The sequence below is a fragment of the Methylopila capsulata genome (assembly GCF_016907975.1).
In the GTDB taxonomy this organism is placed as follows: domain Bacteria; phylum Pseudomonadota; class Alphaproteobacteria; order Rhizobiales; family Methylopilaceae; genus Methylopila; species Methylopila capsulata.
This window is the reverse complement of the sequence record NZ_JAFBCY010000004.1, coordinates 121,398-146,970: the sequence shown is the minus strand read 5'-3', so window position 1 is coordinate 146,970 and position 25,573 is coordinate 121,398. Positions and strand designations below refer to the sequence as shown.

At 69.2% G+C, this 25,573-nt stretch carries 20 protein-coding genes; 15 read left to right on the top strand and 5 right to left on the bottom strand.

The annotated features are described in order from the left end of the window. Window positions 1–78: 78 nt before the first annotated feature. The 3 genes from JOD31_RS16625 to JOD31_RS16615 all read left to right on the top strand — a co-directional run bounded on the left by JOD31_RS16625 (window position 79) and on the right by JOD31_RS16615 (window position 4,989). Window positions 79–2,127: a hypothetical protein gene (locus tag JOD31_RS16625; protein WP_204951554.1), complete on the top strand. Its 2,049-nt coding sequence runs from the start codon at window positions 79–81 to the stop codon at window positions 2,125–2,127. 117 nt (window positions 2,128–2,244) lie between these two features. Next, a complete protein-coding gene (locus JOD31_RS16620) occupies window positions 2,245–3,765 on the top strand; it encodes a DUF1800 domain-containing protein (protein WP_204951553.1) in 1,521 nt (506 codons plus the stop codon). 3 nt (window positions 3,766–3,768) lie between these two features. Then, window positions 3,769–4,989, top strand: coding sequence for a DUF1501 domain-containing protein (locus JOD31_RS16615; RefSeq protein ID WP_204951552.1), 1,221 nt, complete (start codon window positions 3,769–3,771; stop codon window positions 4,987–4,989). Between the two features lie 117 nt (window positions 4,990–5,106). Here the strand turns inward: JOD31_RS16615 and JOD31_RS16610 are convergent, their stop codons facing one another. After that, entirely contained in the window at window positions 5,107–6,321 is a 1,215-nt protein-coding gene (locus JOD31_RS16610) for a polysaccharide biosynthesis/export family protein (RefSeq protein ID WP_204951551.1), read from the bottom strand. A 550-nt stretch (window positions 6,322–6,871) separates the two neighbouring features. On the opposite strand from JOD31_RS16610, the gene JOD31_RS16605 reads away from it, so the two are divergent. Then, window positions 6,872–7,957, top strand: a complete 1,086-nt coding sequence (locus JOD31_RS16605; protein ID WP_204951550.1) for a polysaccharide pyruvyl transferase family protein — start codon at window positions 6,872–6,874, stop codon at window positions 7,955–7,957. A gap of 76 nt (window positions 7,958–8,033) precedes the next feature. Here the strand turns inward: JOD31_RS16605 and htpG are convergent, their stop codons facing one another. The 3 genes from htpG to JOD31_RS16590 form a co-directional block, all read right to left on the bottom strand. Continuing rightward, the gene (htpG, locus tag JOD31_RS16600) at window positions 8,034–9,935 is read right to left on the bottom strand and encodes a molecular chaperone HtpG (RefSeq protein ID WP_204951549.1); all 1,902 of its coding nucleotides are present in this window, start codon (window positions 9,933–9,935) and stop codon (window positions 8,034–8,036) included. A gap of 94 nt (window positions 9,936–10,029) precedes the next feature. Continuing rightward, window positions 10,030–11,241 (bottom strand): DegT/DnrJ/EryC1/StrS family aminotransferase, encoded by a 1,212-nt coding sequence (locus JOD31_RS16595; protein WP_204951548.1) that lies wholly within the window; start codon window positions 11,239–11,241, stop codon window positions 10,030–10,032. 163 nt (window positions 11,242–11,404) lie between these two features. Next, window positions 11,405–11,902, bottom strand: coding sequence for an ureidoglycolate lyase (locus JOD31_RS16590; protein ID WP_204951547.1), 498 nt, complete (start codon window positions 11,900–11,902; stop codon window positions 11,405–11,407). 162 nt (window positions 11,903–12,064) lie between these two features. Here JOD31_RS16590 and JOD31_RS16585 point away from each other — a divergent pair, with 162 nt between their 5' ends. From JOD31_RS16585 to JOD31_RS16565, 5 genes are all read left to right on the top strand, one after another. Next, on the top strand, window positions 12,065–13,675 hold the full coding sequence (locus JOD31_RS16585; protein ID WP_246482558.1) for an ABC transporter substrate-binding protein: 1,611 nt from the start codon (window positions 12,065–12,067) through the stop codon (window positions 13,673–13,675). Between the two features lie 151 nt (window positions 13,676–13,826). Further along, window positions 13,827–14,780, top strand: coding sequence for an ABC transporter permease (locus JOD31_RS16580; RefSeq protein ID WP_204951545.1), 954 nt, complete (start codon window positions 13,827–13,829; stop codon window positions 14,778–14,780). A gap of 4 nt (window positions 14,781–14,784) precedes the next feature. Beyond that, on the top strand, window positions 14,785–15,675 hold the full coding sequence (locus JOD31_RS16575) for an ABC transporter permease (RefSeq protein WP_204951544.1): 891 nt from the start codon (window positions 14,785–14,787) through the stop codon (window positions 15,673–15,675). After that, a complete protein-coding gene (locus JOD31_RS16570) occupies window positions 15,672–16,727 on the top strand; it encodes an ABC transporter ATP-binding protein (protein ID WP_204951543.1) in 1,056 nt (351 codons plus the stop codon). Before JOD31_RS16575 ends, JOD31_RS16570 begins: the two co-directional genes overlap by 4 nt. After that, on the top strand, window positions 16,724–17,725 hold the full coding sequence (locus JOD31_RS16565; RefSeq protein ID WP_204951542.1) for an ABC transporter ATP-binding protein: 1,002 nt from the start codon (window positions 16,724–16,726) through the stop codon (window positions 17,723–17,725). Before JOD31_RS16570 ends, JOD31_RS16565 begins: the two co-directional genes overlap by 4 nt. Window positions 17,726–17,742: 17 nt before the next feature. Here JOD31_RS16565 and JOD31_RS16560 read toward each other — a convergent pair whose 3' ends face one another. Then, a complete protein-coding gene (locus tag JOD31_RS16560; RefSeq protein WP_246482557.1) occupies window positions 17,743–18,477 on the bottom strand; it encodes an aspartate/glutamate racemase family protein in 735 nt (244 codons plus the stop codon). Here JOD31_RS16560 and JOD31_RS16555 point away from each other — a divergent pair. From JOD31_RS16555 to JOD31_RS16530, 6 genes are all read left to right on the top strand, one after another. After that, window positions 18,476–19,699: an allantoate amidohydrolase gene (locus JOD31_RS16555; protein WP_204951540.1), complete on the top strand. Its 1,224-nt coding sequence runs from the start codon at window positions 18,476–18,478 to the stop codon at window positions 19,697–19,699. The two genes, JOD31_RS16560 and JOD31_RS16555, sit on opposite strands and share 2 nt — an antisense overlap. A gap of 218 nt (window positions 19,700–19,917) precedes the next feature. Continuing rightward, window positions 19,918–21,513, top strand: coding sequence for an ABC transporter substrate-binding protein (locus tag JOD31_RS16550; protein WP_204951539.1), 1,596 nt, complete (start codon window positions 19,918–19,920; stop codon window positions 21,511–21,513). Window positions 21,514–21,655: 142 nt separating this feature from the next. After that, the gene (locus JOD31_RS16545) at window positions 21,656–22,603 is read left to right on the top strand and encodes an ABC transporter permease (protein WP_204951538.1); all 948 of its coding nucleotides are present in this window, start codon (window positions 21,656–21,658) and stop codon (window positions 22,601–22,603) included. Further along, window positions 22,603–23,490, top strand: coding sequence for an ABC transporter permease (locus JOD31_RS16540; RefSeq protein WP_204951537.1), 888 nt, complete (start codon window positions 22,603–22,605; stop codon window positions 23,488–23,490). Before JOD31_RS16545 ends, JOD31_RS16540 begins: the two co-directional genes overlap by 1 nt. 2 nt (window positions 23,491–23,492) lie before the next feature. After that, on the top strand, window positions 23,493–24,503 hold the full coding sequence (locus JOD31_RS16535; RefSeq protein ID WP_204951536.1) for an ABC transporter ATP-binding protein: 1,011 nt from the start codon (window positions 23,493–23,495) through the stop codon (window positions 24,501–24,503). After that, window positions 24,500–25,495, top strand: coding sequence for an oligopeptide/dipeptide ABC transporter ATP-binding protein (locus tag JOD31_RS16530; RefSeq protein WP_204951535.1), 996 nt, complete (start codon window positions 24,500–24,502; stop codon window positions 25,493–25,495). The genes JOD31_RS16535 and JOD31_RS16530 overlap by 4 nt, the downstream gene beginning before the upstream one ends. Window positions 25,496–25,573 lie beyond the last annotated feature (78 nt).

The window sequence follows — 25,573 nt, the reverse complement described above, 5'->3', positions numbered from 1 at the left end:
TTTGCGGGAGAAACGAGCAGCAGCGTCATGATCCTCCGAACCTCGTTCAACAAGATTTTCGCCCCGTCAGCCGCACCCGTGGCGGCGGCGCGGCTGACGCCGGGCACATTTCTTCAAGACTACAAATCGACAGTCGCGCTGCATTCGAAGCGAAACCCGCTGAACGACGAACTCGGGAAGCTCTTCGCGGACGGAATGGCGCTCCAGAGCGCCGCGGAAGCGCGCGGCAAGTCGCTCCTCGGCAAACTTCTCGAACCACTCGCCGCTTTGGCTCACAAGCTCGAAAAGCACGAGAGCTTCGTCGAGCTGTTCGAGAAAGCGCTTGCGGAAGGCGTCACGCTGCGGACCTCGCACGCCAGTCTTCTGATCCAGATGTGCGAAGCGTCGGCGAAGATCCGCGACCGCGCATTGCGCGCCCGACTGGACGCGGTCCGAGCCGGAGCGATCGTCGCCGCAAAAAACCTGTCGCCTGCCGCCCGATCCAAGCTTTCGATGGCCGGCAAGTCGCGCTCGGCGGCGATCGCCGAACTTACGGCCGCGACAAGCGCTGACGGCGCGCCCCGCGAAGCGAGCCTCCTCGCCGGCCTGCTGATCGACCAATGCGAAAAGGACGACCGGCCCGGGAAGTTCGCCGCCGCGATCGCCTACATCGACGATCAGTTCGACGGTCTGGCGCGTGAGGGCGAAGCCGCGCGGCTTGTCACGTGGCTATCCGTAGTGGTCGCCGGTAAATCGGCCTACCTCAGAGCGAAAGGCCGGCCTACGGCGGAGATCGACGACGCTCTCGGCAAGTCCCGGCAGCTAGGCGATGGCCTTCTGGATCCCCTCGGCCTCGTCTCGAGAACGCTCGACGACACCAAAGCGACGGGCAAGAGCGCTCACGACCGGTACGTCTGGGCGCTCGCCAACCTCGACGCGGTCTGGAAATACGACTTCGTCGGCGGAGCGGCGCTCCGCGCGCTTATTTTCGAGAGCCTTTTCGCCATGGTCGAGGCTGGCCGTTTCGGCATCCTCGGACCGGCGAGCAAGACCATGGGCATGCTGCGGCTACTGCGCCGCATGGGGCAGACCGAGGCCTTCTGGCACGACGACGCCTATCGAACGAAGACGCTGCGCCGGTATCTCGCCGAGACTCCGAACGTCGCCGAGCCCCGGCGCGCGTTCATCCGCGGGATCTGCCATCTCGGACTCAACGAACAAGGCGTCGCGGCCGAGCTTTTCGCGACCTGTCGCAAGCCGGAGTACACCAGCATCTTCAATGGCGCCGGCCATGTGACGTTCCTGTCGAACGACCAGGCGGCGGCATGCCTCGACGGAGACGCCGGCGACCCGCGATTTTCAGCAGAAGCCTGCGGCTTTAGGTACCTCAAGTCCCCGTCGAGCCAAGCCGCCGAAATCACAACGGTTGCCTGCGCGGACCCCAAATACCTCGCGACCTATTACGACAAGTACACGAAGTCGTTGTTCAAACTGGACGGGAACGCGCGCGCGCACTTCCACCTGATGGGAGACCCCGCCGACGTGCCCGCGGCCGTCATGGCGGCGATCGACAGCGAGCCGAGGGTGTCCTTGTCGTGCGAGACGCCGCCGTTGAAAATGCCGTTCTACTACGCCACCGCCCGCTTCCTCCGCGCGCCTTTGTTTCTGCAGGAGCTGAAGGGCGATATCGTCTTGACCGATATCGACATCCAATACGCGTCGTCGCCGGCCCACCTCGCACCGATCTGGCGCTCCCAGGGCGACGTGGGGATGCGCCTCTACGATCAAGTCAGGAGCTTCGGCTTCAGGCAGGGCTTCATCGCGATCAAGACGCCGAAGATCGAGACATGGGCGACCCTGAACGCCTCGTGTCTGTTCCTCAAAGCCAGCGGGAACGCCCGGCGGCTCGCCGATGATCTGGCTCGCGTCTCACATTTCTCGTTGTCGACGTTCCAGGACAGCGGGAACTCGAATTGGTGGATCGACCAGAACATCATCTTCGCCTGGCTGAAACCGGCGCTCGACCGGACGCCGGAGGCGAAGATCTTCAATCTCCTCGAGGCCGGCATCCCGTTCGGGATGTTCGAGATCGACGAAGCCGTAGCGACGCCCCCTCGCGGCCGCCACCCCGCGATGCCGGTTCTGTGAAGACCGGCTGGCGTCTGCGACCATAATTTATCCATCCCCGGAGCGAAGGGTGCGGTGCAGCACGCCGTAGAAGGTGTGTTGACGCCGCCCCCGCGGTCTTTTCAGGATGGAGGGTTCATGGAACCGACGCATCCGTCGCTCCTTGCCGTCGGACGCTTTGGCCTCGGCGCCTCGAAAGACGGGCCGCCGTCCGATCCGCGCGCCTATGTCGATCGGCAGCTCGACGTCTCCCTTCCGTCGTATCAGGGCGAGCTCCGCGACACCCCCGGCCAGCTCCGCACCATGGTCGAGCGCCGGCAGTACCAGCGCGAGAAGATCAACGAAAAGGTCGCAGCGAACCGCGAGGCCAAACGCAAAGGCGAGGCGTCGGCTGGCGGCGGCGACATGGCCGACGGCGAGATGGCCGCGGCGGCGAACGAGATGGCGCCGGGCGGCGGCATGGCCGGCGACGACGACATGGCCATGGACGACGGCATGGCCCGCCGCAAGAAGCGGGACAAGCGCCGGGGCGAGTTCGACATCGACATGACCGGCGTCGCGAAGGCGAACAACCGCGCCGAGGACTTCCACGCCTGGCTCGAGTCGGTGCGCGACAGCCCCTGCCCGTACCAGGAGCGGCTGGCTCTTTACTGGGGCAACCATTTCACGGTGGCGGCGGTGAAGGGCAAGGTGGCGATCACCGTCGGCCCGTTCCAGCGCGAGGTCGTGCGGCCGAACGTCGTCGGCTCGTTCCACGACATGCTGGTCGCCTCGACCACGCACCCCTCGATGATCTTCTACCTCGACAACGAGCGCTCGATCGGCCCGAAGTCCAAGGTCGGCCAGCGCGGTAAGCGCGGCATCAACGAAAACCTCGCCCGCGAGGTGCTCGAACTGCACACGCTCGGCGCCGACGGCGGCTACACCCAGGCCGACGTCACCTCGTTCGCCAACGTTCTGAGCGGCTGGACGGTCGATCTCAACCCGGAGAGCGACGCCTGCGGCACGACCGTGTTCAAGGAGGCCTGGCATGAACCCGGCGCGAAGACGGTTCTGGGCAAGCGCTACGCCGACGACGGCGAGGGCCAGCTCCGCGCCATCTTGAAGGATCTGGCGGAGCATCCATCGACCGCGCGACATGTGTCGCGCCGCTTCGCCCGCGCCTTCGTCGCCGACGAGGCTTCGCCTGCCCTACTTGCGGCGCTCGAGCGCAGCTTCGAGGACACGGGCGGAGACCTGAAGGCGCTCGCTCGCACGCTGGCGCGCCATGACGAGGCCTGGACGGCGCAGCCGGCCAAGCTGCGGCCTCCGATCGAGTTCGTCGCCAGCGTCGCCCGCCTTCTCGGCGCGACGCCGCGACCGCCTGTTCCCTATGTCGCGCTCGTCGCCATGGGGCAGCCCTACCTGACGGCGCCCTCCCCCAAGGGCTGGTCGGACGACGACGACGCCTGGGCGACCTCGGACGGCATCAAGACCCGGCTGGACTGGGCGCAGGATCTGTCGGCGCGCCACGCCGATCGCCTGAACATGAAGCAGCTGGTCGACACGCAGCTCGCCGGCCTGCTCTCCGACGAAACCCGCACCGCCGTGCTGCGCGGCGAAAGCCAGGAACAGGCGCTCACGCTTCTGCTGCTGAGCCCCGACTTCCAGAGGAGATAGGCGATGACCGGCACCACCCGCCGCCACTTCCTGGCGGCCACCAGCGCGGCCCTGTTCGCTTCGCCCTTCGTCCCCAAGGCCTGGGCCGCGGGGAGCCGCGATCCACGGCTGCTCGTCGTCATCCTGCGGGGCGGCCTGGACGGTCTCGGCGCCGTGATGCCGGTCGGCGATCCCGACTTCGCGGCGCTGCGCGCCGATTTCCAAAGCCAGAAGCTGGGCGAGGCGCACAGGCTCGACTCCATGTTCGCGCTCAACCCGCGCATGCCGGCGCTCGCGAGCCTCTACGATCGCAAGGAAGCCCTGATCTTCCATGCGATCGCCACGCCCTACCGCGCGCGCTCCCATTTCGACGGCCAGGAGGTTTTGGAGAACGGGATGCCCAAGTCGGGCACCGGCGAGGACAGCGGTTGGCTCAACCGCGCGCTCGCCGCCATGCAGCCCGAGAAAGGCGTCCGGCTCGCCCCGAAACGCGGCCTCGCCGTCGCGGCGACGACGCCGCTCATTCTCCGCGGCGCGGCGCCGGTCGAAAGCTGGCAGCCGCAGGCGATGAACTACGCCCGCGCCGACACGCTCCAGCGCCTGGAAGCGCTCTACGACGCGCGCGACCTCAAGCTCGCCGCCGCGCTGCGCGAAGGCGCCCGGGTCGACCTGTTCCTGGGCGACGAACCGTCGATGAAGCGGCTGCAGCAAGAGGCGCCCGCCTCCTCGAAAGGCTTCGCGCTCGCCGCCAACGCCGCGGCGCGGCTGATGGCGGCGCCGGACGGCCCCAGGATTGCGGTGATGAACTTCGACGGGTGGGACACCCACACGGCCGAAGGCCCCTACGACGGCCGGCTGGCGAAGAACCTCGTCGCGCTGGACGAAGGCGTGACGGCGCTTCGCACCGGCATGGGACCGGTCTGGGCTGACACCAGCGTCCTGATCGTCACGGAGTTCGGCCGGACAGCCAGGGTGAATGGCACGAAGGGAACCGACCACGGCAACGGCGGCGTCGCCTTCCTGGTCGGCGGTCGGGTGAACGGCGGTCGCGTGATCGCGGATTGGCCGGGGCTCAGCGAGAAGGCCTTGTTCGAGGACCGCGATCTGGCGCCGACCACCGACATGCGGGCGGTGCTCAAGGGGCTCCTGGCCGACCAGCTCGACATCGACGAAAAGACGCTCGGCAGCACGATCTTCCCCGGCAGCGAGCAGGTTCGCCCCATGCAGGGGCTGATCCGCGCCTGACAGGCCCCGCGCGGGCAGCGCAGCTGACGGCGTGATCGATCCGAGCGGATCGGGCTCGACAAAAAAAGGGGCGCCACGGAGCGCCCCTTTTTCCTGCGTGGGATCCCGACAGAGCCCTTACTGGCCGAGGCCCTGCCCGGTCTTGGCGATCGTTGCGCCCGTCAGCACCGGGCTCACGGTCATCCGGAACAGGTCGAGCATCTTCGACAGCTCCACGGAGCCGGCGTTCGAGAGATAGACGATGTCCTTCTGGCGCAGGTTGAAGCGGTCGGTCAGGAAGAAGCCGCCCGCCGTGCCCATGTCGAACTGGTAGACGACCGGTACGAAGGCGCCGCCGCCAGGACCACCCGGCGCGAGTTGGTCCGCGATCGCCCGCGGCTCGTAGCGCAGCACGAAGATGCCCTTCGCGTCGGCGCGCGTGTCGTTGAGGCCGCCCGCGCGACCCAGCGCGCCGGCGAGGCTCAGGGGTTCCGCCGGCAGGGGGAACTCCGCCGAGGTGCCGGAGGCGCCGAGCATCAGATAGGTGCGCGCCACGGTCGAGACGTTGATGAAGTCGCCCTTCTGGACGCGGATGTCCGAGCTCGGGCTCTGCAGCAGCGCGTGGAGACGCACGGAACGCGTGGTCGACCCGCGGGTCAGCGACACCACCGTGTCGCTCGGGCGGGCGGCCGGGCCGCCGGCGCGCGTCACGAGCTGAAGCAACGTCTCGCCCGCCGGCGTGATGTCGAACTCGCCTGGCGCCTTCACGTCGCCGCCCACGACGACCCGATTCGCGAGGTTCGCGGAGAGCCGCACGAGGACCTGCGGCTGAACCGCGTTCTCCTTGAGCTTCGATTCGATCTCGAGGCCGAGCTGGGTCGGCGTCTTGCCCGCCGCCTTCACGCGTCCGACGAAGGGAAAGACGATCATCCCGCTGCCGTCGATTTGGATGTCGGGCAGGGTGACGATCTTGGAGCCTTCGCCGCCGGCGCTGGCGCTGCTGATGCCGGTGAAGAGGCCGCCCGAGGTCGGTTCGATCACCGTGACGGAGATGGCGTCGCCTGCGCCAAGCGCGCCGCCGCCGCCGCCACCGCGGAAGAACCCGTCGGTCGACATCCCCACTTCGCCGTAGGCCGACAGGATGCTGCTGGCCTGGGCGGAGTACTTCACAAGGCGAAAGGGAAGCGTTTTCGGGGACTTGGCTTCGCTCTCGACCGCGCTTGCCTGCGGCCCGCTGGATGGCAGCGACGTGCAGCCGGCGAGGGGAGTCGTCGCGAGAGCGACGCTGAGGCAGGCGACCGACGCCTGCAGAGAACTCGGACGCCAGTAAGCACGACGCTTGAACGCATACATTCAGTTCGCCTTCTCAGTTTCGCGCGCGCTCACATTGCTCATCCGCGCGCCCGCGGCAAGAGCCACGAACGCAGGCGGTCGGCGAAACGCAACGGAAGATCGCGAGCCCATCCCGAACGCCCCGACGAGGGATCGACGTCCGACCGCTCGCGCCAAAAACGACGCGCGCCGGTCAAAGGCCGGTCCGCCGGAGAGCCATCGATACGCCAAGCTCGCAAGCTCCCCTGCCAATCATTGCCCCGATAACGGTCTTGAACCCTTTAATTGAGCGTAAATGAGGCCTTACGAACTGCGCCAGAAAGCCTCCGCTCGTCCACAAGTCTTTGTCGTCGGGTGTTGAGCGGCAGCAACAGTTGTCGGAATCAGGCGACTTTGTGGCTGAACACACCATCCGCCGTCGTGTTTCACGGCTGCGATCTATTGCTGCGCGGCATCAAAGTGTTGAGCCTCGGCGCGAATTGCGCCATGCAGGGCGAACGTCGGTTGCGGTCGGGGCGAACGACGCCCCATGCGCCCGGCGGGCGCCCCTGGCGAGACGAGGAGTTCCTTTTTGCATTCGACTGAGATCGCCGAAGTCGCGGCGTCCATCGGCGCTGCGCCTGTGAGTTGGGTGGCGGCGGGGCGGGACCAGACCTACCTCAACCTCGGCGACGCCCTGAGTCCCTTCATGGTCGCGATGCTGTCGGGCCTCCCGATCATACACGAGGCCCACCGCTCCGACCTGCCGCGCCTCGCGGCCGTCGGGACCATCGCCCACAGCTTCGAGAACGGCTCGGTGTCGGTGTGGGGAACGGGGACCTCCGCGAACCGGAATCCGCTGCACCACGGCGATAAGATCCCCTTCGTTCCCAATTCGGACACCGCCTACAAGGTCTACGCCACCCGCGGCCCGGTGACCCGGGCGATCCTCAAGGAGGAGAACGCGGTCGGACCGGCGGCGTTCGGCGACCCGGTGTGGGCGCTCCCGCGCTTCTACGCTCCCCAGATCGAGAAGAAGTACGATCTGGGCGTGATCGTCCACCTGGCCGACCTCGTGGACCGCAGCCTCACCACGCAGCCTAAGCCCGAGATGCTGCGCTACGACGTGCCGGACGAGTTCAAGGGTCGGGTCAAGATCATCAACACCGTGACGGGCGTCTCCGTCGCGGCGATGAAAGACCGGCTCGACGAGATCCTGTCCTGTCGGCGCCTGGTGTCGACCAGCCTGCACGGCCTGGTCTTCGCCGAGAGCTACGGCATTCCCTGTCTCTATTTCGCGCCGCGCGGCGCCGAGGGGAAGGGGCTCCAGACGCGTCCGATGGATCCGAACGACGGCTACGATCTGCGGATCACCGACCTCTACCTCGGCGTCGGGCGGAAGAGCATTCCGATCTACCACCAGCCCCGCCGCCAGAACACCGACTGGGCGAAGCTGATGGCCGCCATCGACAAGGCCTGGGAGCCGATCGACTTCGACCTCGATCCGCTGCTCGAAGCCTTCCCCCTGCCCTACGCTCCGATCGCGGCGCAGCCGGGCGAGACCATCTTCGACCATCCCGCCATCAAGGCCGTGCCGCTGCGTCATGGCTCCAAGAGCCCCGCGCTCGACGCTTTGCGGGCTCTCTGGCGTCCGAAGTCTAAGGCGCCGGCGCGCTAAGTCGCCGGCGCGGCGGGCTTCTACGTCCGATCTCGAACGAAGAAGGGCGCGGCCAAGGCCGCGCCCTTCTTCGTAATCAGGACAGCGCCTTCTGCAGAACGCGCGCCAGCCGCGCCGAGAAGCCCGCGGCGTCGTCCGGCCGCTCTCCGTCGAGGATCCGGGCTTCGTCGAACAGCAGGCCGACGGCGTCCTCCTTGAACGCCGCGTCGACGTCCGCGCGCGCCGCGAGAGCCGCGACGAGCGCGTGCGACGGGTTGATCTCGAGCACGGGCTTGGCGGCGGAGCCGGCCCGCCCCGAGCCCGCCAAGATCTTCTCGAGCTGGCGATCGGGGCCATGGTCGGGCGCGACCAGACAGACGGGGCTCTCGGTCAGCCGATCCGAGGCGCGGACGTCCGACACCTTCTCGCCGAGCGTCGCCTTCGCAAAGTCGATGAAGGCGGTCACCGCGGGCGTGGCCTCGGCGGCGGAGGCGTCTTCGGCGGCCTCGGGCTTCGCGATCAGCGACAGGTCGGCCGCGCCCTGCGTCACCGACTTGAAGGGCTTGCCCTCGAAGCCCTGGACGGAGGAGGTCCAGAAGCTGTCGATGGCGTCCGACAACAGCAGCACCTCGACGCCTCTCGCGCGGAAGCCTTCGAGATGCGGCGACGCCTTCAGGCGCTCGGGCTCGGCGCCGGCGAGGTAATAGATCGCGGTCTGGTTGTCCTTGAGGTCGGCGAGATATTGCTTCAGCGTCCGGAAGCCCTCGCCCGAGGCCGTGGTGCGGAACCGGGCGAGCCCCAGCAGCTGGTCGCGCCGCTCGAAATCCTCGTAGATCCCTTCCTTCACGACCGCGCCGAAGGCCTCCCAGACCTTCGCGAAGCTCTCGGCGTCGTTGTCCGCCAGCTTCTCCAGATCGCCGAGCACACGGTTGGTCACGCCCTTGCGGATCGCGGCGAGGACCGGGCTTTCCTGGATCATCTCGCGCGAGACGTTCAGCGGCAGGTCGGAGGAATCGACGAGGCCGCGCACGAAGCGCAGGTAGCGGGGCAGCAGCTCGGCGTCGTCGGTGATGAAGACGCGCTTGACGTAGAGCTTCATCCGGCCCGAGCGCTCGGTGTCGAACAGGTCGTAGGGCGCGGCCGAGGGAGTGAAGGCGAGCGCGACGTATTCGTGCCGCCCCTCGGCGCGGAAATGGGTGGTCACGGCCGGCTCGTCGAAGGCTCCAAGACCGCGGTAGAACTCGGCGTAATCCTCCTTCGAGATGTCGGCTTTGGGCTTCAGCCAGAGCGCCGCGCCGTCGGAGAGCGCGCGGGGCTCGACCCCGGGGGCTTCGACCAGATAGACGGGCGCCGGCACGTGGCCGGACTGCGCCTTCACCGCGCGCTCCAGCGTCCAGGCCTCGGCGTAGGAGGCCGCGTCCTCCAGCAGGTGGAGCGTCACGCGCGTCCCGCGCGCCGGCGCGTCCGCGGGATCGGCGGTCGCGACCGTGAACGTCCCCTGCCCGTCCGACGACCAGATCGACGGCTCGTCCGCGCCGGCCCGGCGCGAGACGACTTCGACCCGCTCCGCGACCATGAAGGCCGAATAGAACCCGACGCCGAACTGCCCGATGAGGTGGGCGCCCTCCTTGCCCTGGGCCGCCTCCACCCGCTCGATGAAGGCCTTCGTCCCGGAGCGGGCGATGGTGCCGAGCGCCTCGACCATCTCCTCGCCGCTCATGCCGACGCCGTTGTCCTCGATCGACAGCCGGCGATTGGCGGCGTCCGCCGTCAGGGTGATCCGCGGTTTCGGATCGTCGGCGAGCAGTTCGGGCCGGGAGATCGCCTCGAAGCGGAGCTTCTCGCAGGCGTCGGCGGCGTTCGAGACCAGCTCGCGGAGGAAGACGTCCTTGTCGGAGTAGACCGAGTGCACCATCAGGTGGAGCAGCTTGGCGACGTCCGCCTCGAACGGGCGGCTCTCGGGGCTCGTCGCCTGCGGGGCGGGGGCGTCGACGGTCATGGGCGGTCTCCGGTTCGTCCAGCGCGTTTCGGCGCGTGAGATGGCTGGCGTCCCGGCGAAGATCAAGAGCCTCGGCGCAAGGCGCTTGGCGGGTTCAGGCGAAGCTGCGCTTCAGCACCGCGACGACCCGCGCGAAGCCGGCGTCGTCCAGCATGTCGCTGTTCGTCACCGTCAGCGCGCGCGCGGCCAGCGCCTGCGCATTGGGCGCGTTCGCCGGCGGCGCGATCGTCTTGAGGTAGTCGTAGTCCGACAGCGCGGAGCGATAGAGCCGGCTGACCCCGAACCCGCTCGGCCACAGACGGGCGAGCGCCGTCTCGCAGGCTGCGGCGTGAGGCGCGAGCACCAGGAAGAACGGCCAGACGCCGGCCTCCTGCGGGCGGTCGTAGAACACCGTCGCGCCGGGGATGGCGGCCAGCGCGCTGAGGCGAACCCGCGCGCGCTCGGCCGCGTCCGCCTGGAACTTCGCCAACCGCGAGATCGCGCGCGCGCCGACGCCGCTCCGCCAGCGTCCGACGCGGTGCATGGGGGTGCGAAGGGGAAACACGTCGCCGACCGCGGAGGCGACGTCGCCTGCCGCAAGCGCGCGGCGCCGGGGAGACCCGTAGACGAGCCCGAGCCCGCGCGGGTTGTAGAGCGCCCAGTAACACAGCAGCTGCAGCGCGGCCCGCCGTTCGGCCTCGGCGTCCGGCGGGATGGTCTGGGCCGAGGTCAGCGCCAGCTCCTTGCGGAGGGCGTCGTCGTGCGCCCAGAGCAGTCCGCCCTCGAAGATCGACAGTCCGTCGCCGACCCCGAGGCTGAAGAAGCCGAGATCCCCGATCGCGCCCACCGCGCCGGCGGCGGACACCGCGCCGAAGGCGTGCGAGGCGTCCTCGATCACGAAGGCGCCCACGGAACGGGCCACCGCGATCGTCGGCGCGACCGCGGTGACGCGGCCGGCGAGATGCGTCGGCACCACCGCGAGGGTGTCGGAATCGCACAGGCTCGCAAGCTGCGTGAGATCGAGGTCGAGGCTGTCGGGCGCCAGATCGCAGATGCGCAGCTCGAGCCCGCACTGGGCGACGGCGATCGCGATCTGCGGCGAGGTGTAGGCCGGCACGACGACGGCCCGGCGGCCGCTCAACCGATGCAGGGTCTTCAGCGCGACGATGAACGCCGCGGCGGCCGAACTCTCCAGCTGCAGGCGCTGGACGCCGATGTGGCGCGCCGCCGCCGCCGCCAGATCGCCGAAACCGAACAGGTCGCTTGCGACGAGAGGCAGGCCGGCGCTCGGCGCCGCTTCCTTCCGGAATGTCGGAAAAAGGGACATTCAGGCGCGCGCCGACGCGCCGACGCCTGACCGCCGCGTGGCGTCGGCGAAGGCCGCGAAACGGGAGCGCCGCGGGGACGGGGGAGCGAACATCAGGACCTCGGGCATCAGCGCGCGGAACCTACGTAGTCCACCGGACCGACGCAAGCGACCGGCGCCCGCGTCACCACCCCTCCACCCGAAGAGCCACGGGCAGGCGACGCTCCTCCGTATCGCGGCCGCCGCCCGCCTCCCACATCCACATCGCGAACAAGGCGTCGGCGCCGAACGCCGCCATCGGCATGTGCCAGACGCCGGACGCGTAGTGCACGCCGACGTCCGGCGGCGCTGCGAACGCTTCGGCGCGGTCCACCGCCGGCTCGCCGTCGGACCCCGACGGCGCCACGACGACGAGGTAGGGCTCGGCGACGCGCATGGGCACGAAGATCTGCGACGCCAGCGGGTGGCGCTCGAGCAGGTCGATCGCAAACGGCTTGAGCGACGCCGACACCGCGTAGAGCGCGAAGACGGGTTCGACGGCGCGGACGTCGTGCGCCAGTCGCGCCACGCCGTCGTGGCGCATCGCGCGGCCGTCGTTGACCCGCCGGCTCTGATCTCCCGGGATGATTGCGTCCCCGAACGCGGCGAAGGCCTCGCGCGTCAACGGGCGAGCCTCAAGCATGCCTCTTGGAGCGGCATTCGCCCATTTATTAGACATTCGCTATCTCCTTCGACTTTCGTCGCACAACTGGGGTCCGCGCGAAACCTTGGGTCGCCTGGATGGCACGGCGCTTGCTGCACCGCATTCAACGGCGTGACGGCGCCGGACCGCGGGGAGAGCATGATGTTTCGAACGACCCTGACGCGCGCAGCTCTTGCGGCGTCCCTGATCGTCGGCGCGCACGGCGTAGCCTTGGCGCAAGGCACGCTCCGGATCGGCATGACCGCCTCCGACATCCCGCTGACGACCGGCCAGACGGACAACGGCGGCGAAGGCATGCGCTTCATGGGCTACACGGTCTATGACGCGCTCATCAACTGGGACCTGACGAGCGCGGACAAGCCCTCCGTCGTCATTCCAGGCCTTGCGACCGAGTGGGGCATCGCGCCCGGCGACGAGACCAACACGAAGTGGCTGTTCAAGATCCGGCCGGGCGTGAAGTTCCACGACGGGTCTGACTTCACGGCGGAGTCGGTGGTGTGGAACCTCGACAAGCTGATGAAGACCGACGCGCCGCAGTACGACCAGCGCCAGTCCGCGCAGGGCAAGTCGCGGATCCCGGCCGTCGCCTCCTACCGCGTCGTCGACCCGATGACGCTGGAGATCGTTACCAAGGCGCCCGACGCCACCCTGCCCTACCAGCTCGCCTGGATCATGATGTCCTCCCCCGCCCAGTGGGAGAAGCTCGGCCGGAGCTGGGAGGCCTTCGCCAAGACGCCCTCCGGCACCGGCCCTTGGAAGCTCACCGCCTTCGCCCCGCGCGAGCGCGCCGAGATGACGCCGAACAAGGAGTATTGGGACAAGACCCGCGTGCCCAAACTCGACAAGCTCGTGCTGATGCCGCTGCCTGAGCCCAACGCCCGCGTGGCTGCGCTCCGCGCGGGCCAGGTCGACTGGATCGAGGCGCCGGCGCCCGACGCGGTCGAGTCGCTCAAGGGCGCGGGCTTCCAGATCGTCACCAACGCCTATCCCCACAACTGGACCTGGCACCTCTCCCGCATCGAAGGCTCGCCGTGGAACGACATCCGCGTGCGCAAGGCCGCGAACCTCGCGATCGACCGCGAGGGCATGAAGGAGCTGCTGTCGGGCATGATGATCCCGGCGCAGGGCTGGCTTCCGCCCGGGCATCAGTGGTTCGGCCAGCCGACCTTCAAGGTGACCTACGACCCTGAGGCCGCGAAGAAGCTGCTCGCCGAGGCCGGCTATGGGCCGGACAAGCCGATCAAGACCCGGATCCTGATCTCGCCCTCGGGCTCGGGCCAGATGCTGCCGCTGCCGATGAACGAGTTCATCCAGCAGAGCCTCGCCGAGGTCGGCATCCAGGTCGACTACGAGGTCGTCGAGTGGAACCAGATGATCAACATCTGGCGCGCCGGCGCGAAGGATCCGTCCGCCCGCGGCGCGACGGCGATCAACTACTCCTACTTCATCCAGGACCCGTTCAGCGGCTTCATCCGCCAGACCCAGTGCAACCTGTCGGCCCCGTCCGGCGTGAACTGGGGCTATTACTGCGATCCGGAGATGGACAAGCTGTTCGACCAGGTGCGCACCACCTTCGACCCGGTCGCTCAGACCGAGATCCTGAAGAAGGTGCACGAGAAGTTCGTGGACGACGCTCTGTTCCTGTTCGTCACCCACGACGTCGCCCCCCGCGCCATGAGCTCCAAGGTGAAGGGCTTCGTGCAGGCGCAGAACTGGTTCCAGGACTTCGGCACGATCACGATGGAGCCTTGATCGGTTCCCCCTTGGAGCCCCGGCCGCGCGCCGGGGCTCATAGACGCGACGCCGCCGTTTTGAGCGCATCGAAGGCCGGCGGGTCTGGGTTCCGGCTTGAGGCCGGGACCCGAGGCCCAAGCTCGTCGACCCGACCAGAGGACAGCGCCTCATGCTTCTCTACATCCTGAAGCGGATTCTCTACGTCGCGCCGGTCGCGCTCGGCGTCAGCGTGGTCTGCTTCATGCTGGTGCATCTCGCGCCCGGCGATCCGCTCACCGCCATCATGCCGGTGGACGCGACCGCCGAGCAGCAGGCCGAGATGCGCATCGTCTACGGCTTCGACAAGCCGCTGCCGGTGCAGTTCGGGCTCTGGATCGGCAAGGTCGTGACCGGCGATCTCGGCAAGTCGATCGCGACCGGCCGCCCCGTGCTGGACGAGGTGGCGCGGGCGGTGAAGAACTCGCTGATCCTCGCCTGCGCCGCCACGCTGATCGGCTTCGCGCTCGGCTCGTTCTTCGGCTTCGTGGCCGGCTACTTCCGCAACAGCCCGCTCGACAGGCTCGCCTCCGCAATCTCGGTGCTGGGCGTCTCCGTGCCGCACTACTGGCTCGGGATGGTGATGGTCATCATCTTCTCCGCCCAGCTCAACTGGCTGCCGCCGACCGGCGCCGGGCCCGGCGGCTCCGCCGATTGGCGGCCGGACCTCGAGCACCTGCGCTACATCATCCTGCCCGCCATCACGATGTCGGTGATCCCCATGGGCATCATCGCGCGCACCGTGCGGGCGCTCGTCGCCGACATCCTGTCCCAAGAGTTCGTGCAGGCGCTGCGCGCCAAGGGCCTCGGCGAATGGGGCGTGTTCAAGCACGTCGTCACCAACGCCGCCCCCACCGCGCTCGCGGTCATGGGCCTGCAGCTCGGCTACCTGCTCGGCGGCTCGATCCTGATCGAGACCGTGTTCGCCTGGCCCGGCGCCGGCTTCCTGCTCAACGCCGCGATCTTCCAGCGCGACCTGCCGCTGCTGCAGGGCACGATCCTCGTGCTGGCGATGTTCTTCGTGAGCCTCAACCTGATCGTGGACGTCGCCCAGACGGCGCTCGATCCGCGCATCCAGAGGGCCTGACGCCATGGACGCCATCGCCGACAGCGTCGTCCTCGAACCCGCCCCCACGAAACCCAGCCGCGGCTACTGGGGGAGCGTGCTCCAGCGCCTGCGGCGCGACCCCGTGGCGATGGTCGCGCTCGGCGTCATCCTGCTGATCGTGCTCGCCGCCGTGTTCGCGCCCTGGATCGCGCCGGCAGACCCGATCAAGGGCTCCATGATCCGCCGCCTGAAGCCGGTCGGCTTCCCCGGCTACCCGCTCGGCTCCGACGAGCTCGGCCGCGACATGCTGAGCCGCCTGCTCTGGGGCGGCCGGCTGTCACTGTTCCTCGGCATCACGCCCGTCATCCTCGCCTTCGGCATCGGCTCCGCGATCGGCATCGTCGCCGGCTACCTCGGCGGCTGGATCAACACCGTGACGATGCGGACCATCGACGTGTTCTTCGCCTTCCCCTCCGTGCTGCTGGCGATCGCGCTGTCGGGCGCGCTGGGCGCCGGCATTCTGAACTCGATCGTCTCGCTCACCGTCGTGTTCGTGCCGCAGATCGCCCGCGTGGCGGAGAGCGTGACGACGCAGATCCGCACCCGCGACTATGTGGAGGCTGCGCGCATCTCCGGCGCGAGCGGCTTCACGATCGTCCGGGTGCATGTGCTCGGCAACGTGCTGGGGCCGATCTTCGTCTATGCGACGAGCCTGATCAGCGTGTCGATGATCCTCGCCTCCGGCCTCTCGTTCCTTGGCCTCGGCGTGCGCCCGCCGGAGCCGGAATGGGGCCTGATGCTGAACACGCTCCGGACCGCGATCTACAACCAGCCGCTGGTCGCCGCGCTCCCCGGGGCGATGATCTTCCTGACCTCGATCTCGTTCAATCTGTTCTCGGACGGCCTGCGCTCGGCCATGGAGGTCCGCCAGTGATCATCGGCGAACCCGCCCCGCCCCCCGGCGGTCCCACCCGCGACCGCGGAGGTCCCGCCCAGCCGCTGCTGTCGGTCAAAGGCCTCATCAAGCACTTCGGCCAGAAGAAGGGCTTCCTCACCAAGGCCGGCCCCGTGGTGCGCGCCGTGGACGGCGTGGACTTCGACGTCGCCAAGGGCGAGACGCTCGGCATCGTCGGCGAGAGCGGCTGCGGCAAGTCCACCACCGCGCGCCTCGTCATGCAGATCATCAACCCGGACGCCGGCGAGATCCTGTTCGACGGCGAGGCGGTGGGCTCGCAGGCGCTTGGGCTGAACGCCTTCCGCCGGCAGGTGCAGATGGTGTTCCAGGACAGCTACGCCTCGCTCAACCCGCGGCTGACGGTCGAGGACACCATCGCCTTCGGACCGCGCGTGCACGGCGCGACGCGGCGCGCGGCGGCGACCCGGGCCCACGATCTGCTTCACCGCGTCGGCCTCGAGCCCGCCCGCTTCGCCGGGCGCTACCCGCACGAGCTCTCCGGCGGCCAGCGTCAGCGCGTGAACATCGCCCGCGCGCTCGCGCTCGATCCGCGCCTGCTGATCCTCGACGAGGCGGTCTCGGCGCTCGACAAGTCGGTGGAGGCGCAGGTGCTGAACCTGCTGCTCGACCTCAAGGACGAGTTCGGCCTGACCTACATGTTCATCAGCCACGACCTCAACGTCGTGCGCTTCATGTCGAACCGCGTGATGGTGATGTATCTCGGAAAGGTCGCCGAGTTCGGGCCCTCCGAGGCGCTGTTCGAGACCCCGCGCCACCCCTACACCGGCGCGCTGCTCGCCTCGATGCCGTCGATGGACCCGGACGCGCGCACCGAGGTGGCGCCCCTGGCGGGCGACCCGCCGAACCCCATCAACCCGCCGCCCGGCTGCCGCTTCAATCCCCGCTGCGCCAAGAGCGCGGCGCTCTGCGCGCACCAGGAGCCGACCCTGCTTGCGGCCGGCGAGGGCGATCATCGCGCGGCGTGCTGGCTCGTCGACCCCTCCTCCGGCCACCCGAGGCTTGCGGCATGAGCGACGCCCTGATGGTTGACGTCGCCGGGCTGACCGTCGACTTCAAAGGCCCGAAAGGCCCGATCCGCGCGGTCGACGGCGTAAACCTGCACCTTAAGCGCGGCGAGACCGTCGCGCTGCTGGGGGAGTCCGGCTCGGGCAAGAGCGTGACGCTGCGCTCGCTGATGCGGCTCCACCCCTCCTCCGCCAGGATCGGCGGCAAGGTGGAGGTGGACGGCCGCGACGTGCTCAAGCTGTCGTCGCGTGAGCTCGCAGCCTTACGCGGCCCCATCGTCTCCATGATCTTCCAGGATCCGGGTCTCGCCTTCGATCCGGTCTACCGCATCGGCGACCAGATCATGGAAGCGGTCCGCCGCCACGAGAAGCTCTCGAAGGCGGAGGCGCGGGCGCGGGCGCTCGCGCTGTTCGAGCGGGTGCGCATCCCCTCACCCGACAAGCGCCTCGACAACTACCCGCACGAGATGTCCGGCGGCATGCGGCAGCGCGCGATGATCGCGCTCGCCCTTGCCTGCCGTCCCAAGGTGCTGCTGGCCGACGAGCCGACGACCGCGCTCGACGCCACCGTGCAGATCCAGGTTCTGCTGCTCCTGCGCGAGCTGCAGCGGGAGCTTGGCCTCGCGGTGGTGTTCGTGACCCACGACATCGGCGTCGCGGTCGAGGTCGCGGACCGGATCGCGGTGATGTACGCCGGCCGCATCGTCGAGATGGGTCCCGCGCGCGACGTCATCCGCGAGCCGCGCCACCCCTATACGCAAGGGCTCCTGCTCTCGCGCGCGAGCCATGCGCCGACCCCCGGCGCCCGGCTGGCCGCGATTCCCGGCGCGCCGCCGGACCTCGCCGACCTGCCGCCGGGCTGTTCCTTCCGCCCGCGCTGCGGGCACGCCATCGACGATTGCGCGGAGGTCCAGCCCGAAGCGGTCTCGGTCGGCGCCGCCCACTTCGCGCGCTGCATCCGCACCCGGACGACCGCCGAGGCTTACGAAGCCGTGGTCGCATGAGCCGGGCGGCGCGGCGTTCAGCTCCCGCGCCGCGCCTCCAGGGCCGCCTCGACCGCAGCCGCCACGCCGTCAAGCACCGGCGCGCCGGCCTCCGCCGCGATCTCTTCCGCGAAGCCCGCGAATGGCGCGCCGCCCAGCAGAACCGCCTCGGCGCCGTCCAGCTCCACGCAGGCGCGCACGGCCGCCAGAACCTCAGCGCGATGGCCCGCGCGGTCGGCGATCAGATCCCGCACCCCGGCGCGAACGAGACGGAGGCCCGCGAGCTGCGGCGCAAGGCCGAGCTCGTCGATGCGCGCGCGCACCGCGTCCTCCATCGCCGCGCCGGCGGTGACCAGCGCGAAGCGCCGCCCGCCGGCGCCTGCGGCGCGCAGGCCGGCGCGGCCGAAGCCGACCACCGGCATGATCCCGAGCGCCGTCGCCTCTTCAAACCCTGGATCGAGGAACGCGGCCGTGATAGCCGCGTCGCATCCGGCGTTCGCGCGCAGGGCCTCGACGACGGCGCGGACGGCGGTCTTCGCCTCCTCCACCGTCTGGATGCCCGGCGCGCCGAAGGCCGCCGTCACGGCCACAATCTCCGCCCGGGACCCCGCTGCGCGGCGCGCTTCGGCCGCAAGCAAGGCCGTTACGGATTCTGCAGTGTTGGGATTGATCAGTAAGATGCGCGTTTCGCCCGCCACGACGTCTGCCTTCGATCCTGAGATGCTCACGCCTCCTAGCACGACTTCGACCTCCCCTGACGCCTTGGCCTCCATGGGCGCCCGCATCTGCGAGCGGGTGGACGCCCTAGCCGCGATTTCCGCCGAGAAGGGCGCGATCACGCGCGTCTTCATGAGCCCCGAGCAGAAGCGCGCCAGCGAGCTGGTTCTCGGCTGGATGACGGAGGCGGGCATGGACGCCCGCGTCGACGCGATCGGCAACGTCGTCGGCCGCTACGAAGGCGCGGCGCCCGGGGCCCCGGCGATCCTCGTGGCCTCGCACCTCGACACGGTGCGCAACGCCGGACGCTGGGACGGCATCCTCGGCGTGGTGACAGGCATCGAGTGCGTCGCCGCGCTCGCGCGCGACGGCGTGCGCCTGCCCCATGCGATCGAGGTCGTCGGCTTCTCCGACGAAGAAGGCGCGCGGTTCGGCGCCACCATGCTCGGCAGCAAGGCGCTCGCGGGCGCCTTCGATCCGGCCCTGCTGAAGCTGCGCGACGGGAACGGCGTCACCATGGCCGACGCCATCCGGGCCTACGGGCTCGACCCGGAGCGGATCGGCGAGGCCCGGCGGGAGCCGGCGGAGATCGCGGCCTATCTCGAGCTCCACATCGAGCAGGGCCCGGTGCTGGAGACCTGCAAGCTGCCGATCGGCTGCGTCAGCGCCATCTGCGGCGCGACGCGGCTTGCGGTGACGCTGACCGGCGCCGCCGGCCACGCCGGCACCGTGCCCATGAACCAGCGCGCCGACGCGCTCGTCGGCGCCGCGGCGGCGGTTCTCGCCGTCGAGCAGGCCGCGACCGCAACCCGCGGGCTTGTCGCCACCGTCGGCCGGCTGATGGTCGAACCCGGCGGCGCGAACGTCATCCCCGGCCACGTCGCCTTCACGGTCGACGTCCGCGCGCCGCAGGACAACCAGCGGTTCTCGACGCTGAAGCGCATCGAGGAGTCGATCGTCGCGATCGCCTCGACGCGCGGCCTCGGCGTGTCGATCGAACGCATCCACGACGAACCGGCGGCGCTCTGCGATCGCGCGCTGCAGGATCGCATCGACGCCGCGATCGAGGCCCAGCGCTACGAGCCGCTGCGGCTCGCGAGCGGCGCCGGCCACGACGCCATGGTGATGAGCCGGATCGCGCCGATCGGCATGATCTTCGTCCGCTGCCGCGCTGGGCTCAGCCACCACCCGGACGAGCACGCCGAGCCGCGCGACGTGGACGCGGGCGCCCGCGCGCTGCTGCACGTGCTCAAGAGCTTCGAGGCGTCGCCCCTCTGACGACCGAGCTCTCGGCGGCGTGACCTCGAACTGCTCAACAATGCGTCGGATTGCCCAAAAGTCGTAGGCACTTCGCCAGTCCAGCGGCCTCTACCGCCTCCTTTCCGGGCGTCTGGTGTTTGGCATACCGCTTGCTCCCCTGATCCTGAAAGCGGGGCTTACCCCGCATTTTCAGCGCCCGCCCCAAGGCCGCGCAGGACAGCGGAGACGTTTCTCTCATGACGGACCACAAGGCGATCCTGGCCGAGCGCTACCTCGGAGGCCTCAACCGCCGCGATCTCATGAAAGGCCTTGCGGCCGGCGGCGTGGTGCTGGCGGCCGGCGGCCTCAGCCGGCCCGCCCAGGCGGCGGGCAACGAGATCAAGCTGGCCTGGGTCGATCATATCGACACGCTGGACCCGCATTTCACCGGCTTCTTAGGCGCGGTGAAGGTGCACAACAACATCTACAACGGCCTGCTCAAGGTCACCTACGACGGCCAGAAGGTCGCCTTCGTCCCCGACCTCGCCGAGACGTGGGACATCACGGACGGCGTGATCCACACCTTCAAGCTGCGCCCGAACGTCAAGTTCCACGACGGCACGCCCTGCGACGCCGAAGCGGTGAAGTGGAACGTCGAGCGGGTCTGGAAGGGCGAGCCGAAGTCGCCGCACGCCTGGAAGTTCAAGTCGCTGGAGAAGGTCGAGGTCGTCGATCCGCTCACCGTCAAGCTGACCTTCAAGCAGCCCTACGCCTTCCTGCCCGTGGCGCTGACCGGCTCGACGGGTCGCGCGGGCACGATCGTCTCCCCGGCCGCGGTGCAGAAGTTCGGCGCGAGCTTCGGCCGCAACCCGGTCGGCACCGGGCCGTTCAAGTTCGTCTCGTGGAAGGAGAACGACTCGATCGTCCTCGAGAAGAACCCCGACTACTTCGAGGCCGGCCTGCCCAAGCTCGACAAGGTCACCATCCTGATCATGAAGGAGGCCTCCTCCGCGATCGCCGCCGTCATGTCCGGCCAGGTCGACGGCATGAGCGACAGCCCGGTTCAGTTCATCCCGCAGCTCAAGGCCAACCCGAACCTGCAGGTCTTCGGCGAGATCGAGGGCAACTACGTCTACATCGCCATGAACTGCCGCAAGGCGCCGTTCGACGACATCAACCTCCGCCGCGCCGTCGCCTTCGCGCTCAACCGCGAGCAGATCATCAAGCAGGCGTTCTTCGGCCAGGGCATCCCGGCCTACACGCCGATCTCGCCCCCGATGACCGACTTCTACGACCCCAACGTCGCGAAGACCGGCCGAGGCCAGCGCTTCGACCTCGCGAAGGCCAAAGAGTTCCGCGCCAAGGCCAAGGTGCAGGACGTGATCGAGCCGAAGTTCATGGTGACCGAGGAAGGCACCTACGGCTCGCGCCTCGCGCAGACCGTTCTGCCGATGCTGGCCGAGATCGGGATCAAGCCGAAGCTGGAGCTCGTCGAGCGCGCCGCCTGGGTCAGCCGCCGTAACGCCGGCGACTTCGAGATGCTGGACTTCAACTGGTGGGCCGACCTCGATCCGGACGAGACGCTGTTCCCGGAGTTCCACACCGGCGCCGCCTGGAACTATCCCGGCTGGTCGAACAAGCGCTTCGACGAGTGCGTGGAGCAGGCGCAGGTGAGCCTCGACGTGCCCACCCGCAAGGCGCTCTACACCGAGGCCAGCGACATCATCATGGACGAGGCGCCGATCGCCATCACCTCGCACATGCCGGTGTTCAAGATCTTCGCCAAGAAGGTCCAGGGCTTCAAGTACATCCCGGTCGACAGCCTGAACCTGCACACCGTCACGGTGTCGTAACCGGCGCCCGTCTCGCGACAGGCGCCTCGACGCGCCCGGACCCAAGGGTCCGGGCGTTCACAGATTCACCGACGCCGCCCGCCACGTCCGGCCCCGCCGGACAGGCGTAGGTCGCGTCGCCGCACGAGGGCCGCTTCGCCTGATGGCCTGGTTCGTCTCCAAGAAAATCCTGCAGACCCTTCTGGTGCTGCTCATCGTCTCGATTGCGAGCTTCAGCCTGCTGAAGTTCGCGCCGGGCGATCCGGTGCAGCTGATGCTGGGCTCGGAGTATTCGGCCGAGGCCCACGCCTCGCTGGTGAAGCAGCTCGGCCTCGACCGGCCGATCGCGGAGCAGTACGTGCGCTGGCTCGCGGGCTTCCTCAGCGGCGACTGGGGAACCTCCTTCGTCAGCAAGGCGCCGATCTTCCGCTACGCCTTCCTCGAGGCGCTGCCGGTGACGCTGACGCTCGCCGCCTCGGCGCTCGGCCTCGCCATCGTCATCGGCGTGCCGCTCGGCGTGCTGTCCGCCACCCGCAAGGACACCGGCTGGGACGCGGCGGTCGCGACCCTGACGCTGACCGGCACCTCGTTTCCGAGCTTCTACCTCGGCATCCTGCTGATCTGGCTGTTCGGCGTGCAGCTCGGCTGGTTTCCGACGCTCGGCTTCGTCGCACCTTGGGACGACCTGTGGGGCGGGATCGTGCACATGACGCTGCCTGCGATCACGCTCTCCACCTACTTCCTCGCCATGATCGTGCGGCTGACCCGCGCGAACCTGATCGAGCAGCTCGAACAGCCCTACGTCGCCGCCGCCCGCGCCCGCGGCGAGCCGCGCTGGCGCGTCGTGTGGGTGCATGGCCTGCGCAACGTCATGCTGCCGCTCGTCACCATCCTCGGCCTGCAGCTCGGCGCGCTGCTGCAGGGCGCGGTGCTGACCGAAACGGTGTTCTCGCTGCCCGGCGTCGGCCAGATGATGACCAGCGCGGTGCTCAACCGCGAGTACGGCGTGGTGCAAGCCGGCGTGATGATGACCGCCTGCCTGTTCGTGCTGACCAACCTGCTGGTCGACCTCGCCTATCCCTTCCTCGATCCGCGCTTGAGGCCACGCTGATGGCGGACGTCGCTCTCTCGTCGCCGCCCCGCGCGGCGCACTCTCGCGGCGCCATGGCTTGGGCCTACGTCCGCGGCCACGTCTGGTTCGTGATCGCGGCCGTCGTCGTCGGGGCCTACGTCTTCGCCGCCGCCTTCGCGCCGTTCGTCGCGCCCTTCGCCCCGACCGAGCAGGACATGATGAGCTTCATGGCCCCGCCGGCCTGGGGCGCGCACCTGCTCGGCACCGACAGCTTCGGGCAGGACCTCTTGTCCCGCACCATCTATGGCGCGCGCTACGCGCTGCTGATCGGCCTCGGCGCGGTCGCGATCGGCGCCGGCGGCGGGCTCGTGATCGGCCTCGCCGCCGGCCTGATCGGCGGCCGCGTGGAATGGGCGCTGATGCGCCTTGTGGATTCGCTGCTGGCGTTGCCGTCGCTCATCATGGCGATCGCCTTCATCTCGATCCTCGGCCAGGGCGTCGACAAGGTGGTGCTCGCGGTCGGCGTGGCGCTGATCGGGCCGTTCTCGCGCACCGTGCGCGGCGACGTGCTGCAGGTGAAGGCGCAGCCTTTCGTGGAGGCCGCGCGCCTGATGGGCGTCGGCACGCTCGCCATCGTCTGGCGGCACATCATCCCCAACGTGATCTTCCCGCTCGCGGTGCAGGCGACGATCCGCGTGAGCTACGCGATCCTCGTATCCTCCGGCCTTTCCTTCATCGGCATCGGCGTGACCCCGCCGACGCCGGACTGGGGCCTGATGATCGCCGAAGGCCGCAGCTTCGTGAGCTTCGCGCCGTGGATCGCCGGGGTGCCGGGCGCCGCGCTCGCGGTGCTGCTGATCGCGCTCAGCGTCGTCGGCGACGGCGTGCGCGAGCAGTTCGACCCCAAGCTTCGCAAGGAGGGCTGACCATGGCGCTCGCCCTCGCCCGCCCCGCCTCCGCCCAGCCGGAAACGCCGTCAGCCGCGCCGGCGCCCGCTCCGCTTCTGACCGTCGCGCGGCTCTCGCTCAGCCGCGGCGAGAAGCTGATCCTCGACGAGGTGTCGTTCACGTTGAAGCGCGGTGCCACGCTTGGCCTCGTCGGCGAGTCCGGCGCAGGAAAATCCACGATCGCCTTGGCCCTCATAGGCTTGCTGCAGAAACCTCAGGTCGGGCTTGAGGGGAGCATGGCGCTCGACGGCTCCGCCAATCTGGTCGACGCGACCGAGAAGGACTGGCTGAAGCTGCGGGGCCGCCGCGTCTCGATGATCTTCCAGGACGCCTCCTCGGCGCTCAACCCCTGCTTCACGGTCGGCAGCCAGCTGATGTCGCCGCTGCGCCGGCTGCTCGGCATGGGACCCAAGGACGCGCGCTCCCGGGCGATCGAGCTTCTGGAAAGCGTCGGCCTCAACGACGCTTCCTCGCGCCTCGACGCCTACCCGCACCAGCTTTCCGGCGGCATGCAGCAACGCGTGATGATCGCCATCGCGCTCGCGACCAACCCGGAGCTGCTGCTCGCCGACGAGCCCACCAGCGCGCTCGACGTCACCATCCAGGCGCAGATCGTCCGCCTCATCCTCGACGAGACCCAGAAGCGCGGCGCAAGCTGCATCTTCGTGCTGCACGACCTGGCGCTCGCAAGCCAGGCCTGCGACGAGATCGTGGTGCTCTATGGCGGCCAGGTGATGGAGGCGGGCCCGAGCGACGTGCTGCTGGCCGAGCCGCTCCACCCCTACACGCTCGGCCTCAAAGCCTGCGTGCTGGAGCTCGACACCGAGGAGCTGACGCCGCTCCCGAGCGGGGCGCCGTCGTTCGCCTCGAGGACGCCCGGCTGCCGCTTCGCGCCCCGTTGCGGCAACGCCTTGCCGAAATGCGTCGACGAGAAGCCGCCGCTCGAAACCGTGCGCGGCCGCAAGCTCGCCTGCTGGAACCCCGCCGCATGAGCACGCCACCCGAACTGTTTCGCCTGCTCGACGTCGAGAAGGCCTACGACGTCGGCCGCAAGGGCGGCCTGTTCGCCTCCGGCCCGCGGCGGCGGCTGGCCGCGCTCGACGGCGTGCGGCTGTCGCTGAAGGCTGGCGAAAGCGTCGCGATCGTCGGCGAAAGCGGTTCGGGCAAGACCACGCTGCTGCGGGTGCTGCTTGGCCTCACCTCGCCCACGGACGGGCGCGCGCTGTACCGGGAGAAGGACATCACCCTGCTCCAGGGCGACGACCGCGACCGCTTCTGCCGCGAAGTCGCGATGATCTACCAGGACGCCCGCGGCTCGCTGAACCCGCGGATGAGCATCCTCGACCTCGTCGCCGAGCCCCTCGACCACCACGGCCTCTGCAAACCCTCGGAGCGGCGGGACCGGGTGGCGGCGCTGCTGTCGCGCGTGGGCCTGCCGCCCGAGATGATGGAGCGCTACACCTCCGCCCTGTCCGGCGGGCAGGTGCGCCGCGTCGCGATCGCCCGCGCGCTCGCCTCCGCGCCTGCCGTGCTGGTCGCCGACGAGGCGGTGTCCGGCCTCGACGTCTCGACCCAGGCGCAGCTGCTCAAGCTGCTGCGCGACCTGCAGCGCGAGATGGGCGTGAGCATGCTGTTCATCACCCACGACCTCGGCGTGGCGGCCTACCTCTGCGAGCGGATCGCGGTGATGTACCTCGGCCGCATCGTCGAGACCGGGCTGACGAAGGACGTGCTGTCGGCCCCGGCGCACCCCTACACCCGCGCCCTGCTCAACGCTGCGCCGAAGTTCTTCGAGCCGATCGCGGAACCGCTCGGCGGCGAGATCCCGAGCCCGATCGACCTGCCGCCCGGCTGCCGCTTCGCCGGCCGCTGCCCGGAGGCGCGCGACGATTGCCGCGCCCGCGATCCGGAGCTCGTCGCCGGCGCGCCGAACCGCGCGTTCGCCTGCCTTCACCCGCTGATCGGCGAACCCGCCTTCGCCTGATAGACAGGGCGGCCGTGTGCGTGCTTCGAGACGCCTGCCTGTGGCAGGCTCCTCAGCATGAGGAGCTCTTAGCTTGCT

Coding starts and splice junctions, on each gene's coding strand:
- JOD31_RS16620 (WP_204951553.1), top strand. CDS start 2,245: ATGGAACCGACGCATCCGTCGCTCCTTGCCGTCGGACGCTTTGGCCTC.
- JOD31_RS16615 (WP_204951552.1), top strand. CDS start 3,769: ATGACCGGCACCACCCGCCGCCACTTCCTGGCGGCCACCAGCGCGGCC.
- JOD31_RS16610 (WP_204951551.1), bottom strand. CDS start 6,321: ATGTATGCGTTCAAGCGTCGTGCTTACTGGCGTCCGAGTTCTCTGCAG.
- htpG (WP_204951549.1), bottom strand. CDS start 9,935: ATGACCGTCGACGCCCCCGCCCCGCAGGCGACGAGCCCCGAGAGCCGC.
- JOD31_RS16595 (WP_204951548.1), bottom strand. CDS start 11,241: ATGTCCCTTTTTCCGACATTCCGGAAGGAAGCGGCGCCGAGCGCCGGC.
- JOD31_RS16590 (WP_204951547.1), bottom strand. CDS start 11,902: ATGCTTGAGGCTCGCCCGTTGACGCGCGAGGCCTTCGCCGCGTTCGGG.
- JOD31_RS16585 (WP_246482558.1), top strand. CDS start 12,065: ATGTTTCGAACGACCCTGACGCGCGCAGCTCTTGCGGCGTCCCTGATC.
- JOD31_RS16580 (WP_204951545.1), top strand. CDS start 13,827: ATGCTTCTCTACATCCTGAAGCGGATTCTCTACGTCGCGCCGGTCGCG.
- JOD31_RS16575 (WP_204951544.1), top strand. CDS start 14,785: ATGGACGCCATCGCCGACAGCGTCGTCCTCGAACCCGCCCCCACGAAA.
- JOD31_RS16565 (WP_204951542.1), top strand. CDS start 16,724: ATGAGCGACGCCCTGATGGTTGACGTCGCCGGGCTGACCGTCGACTTC.
- JOD31_RS16555 (WP_204951540.1), top strand. CDS start 18,476: ATGGGCGCCCGCATCTGCGAGCGGGTGGACGCCCTAGCCGCGATTTCC.
- JOD31_RS16560 (WP_246482557.1), bottom strand. CDS start 18,477: ATGGAGGCCAAGGCGTCAGGGGAGGTCGAAGTCGTGCTAGGAGGCGTG.
- JOD31_RS16550 (WP_204951539.1), top strand. CDS start 19,918: ATGACGGACCACAAGGCGATCCTGGCCGAGCGCTACCTCGGAGGCCTC.
- JOD31_RS16545 (WP_204951538.1), top strand. CDS start 21,656: ATGGCCTGGTTCGTCTCCAAGAAAATCCTGCAGACCCTTCTGGTGCTG.
- JOD31_RS16540 (WP_204951537.1), top strand. CDS start 22,603: ATGGCGGACGTCGCTCTCTCGTCGCCGCCCCGCGCGGCGCACTCTCGC.
- JOD31_RS16535 (WP_204951536.1), top strand. CDS start 23,493: ATGGCGCTCGCCCTCGCCCGCCCCGCCTCCGCCCAGCCGGAAACGCCG.
- JOD31_RS16530 (WP_204951535.1), top strand. CDS start 24,500: ATGAGCACGCCACCCGAACTGTTTCGCCTGCTCGACGTCGAGAAGGCC.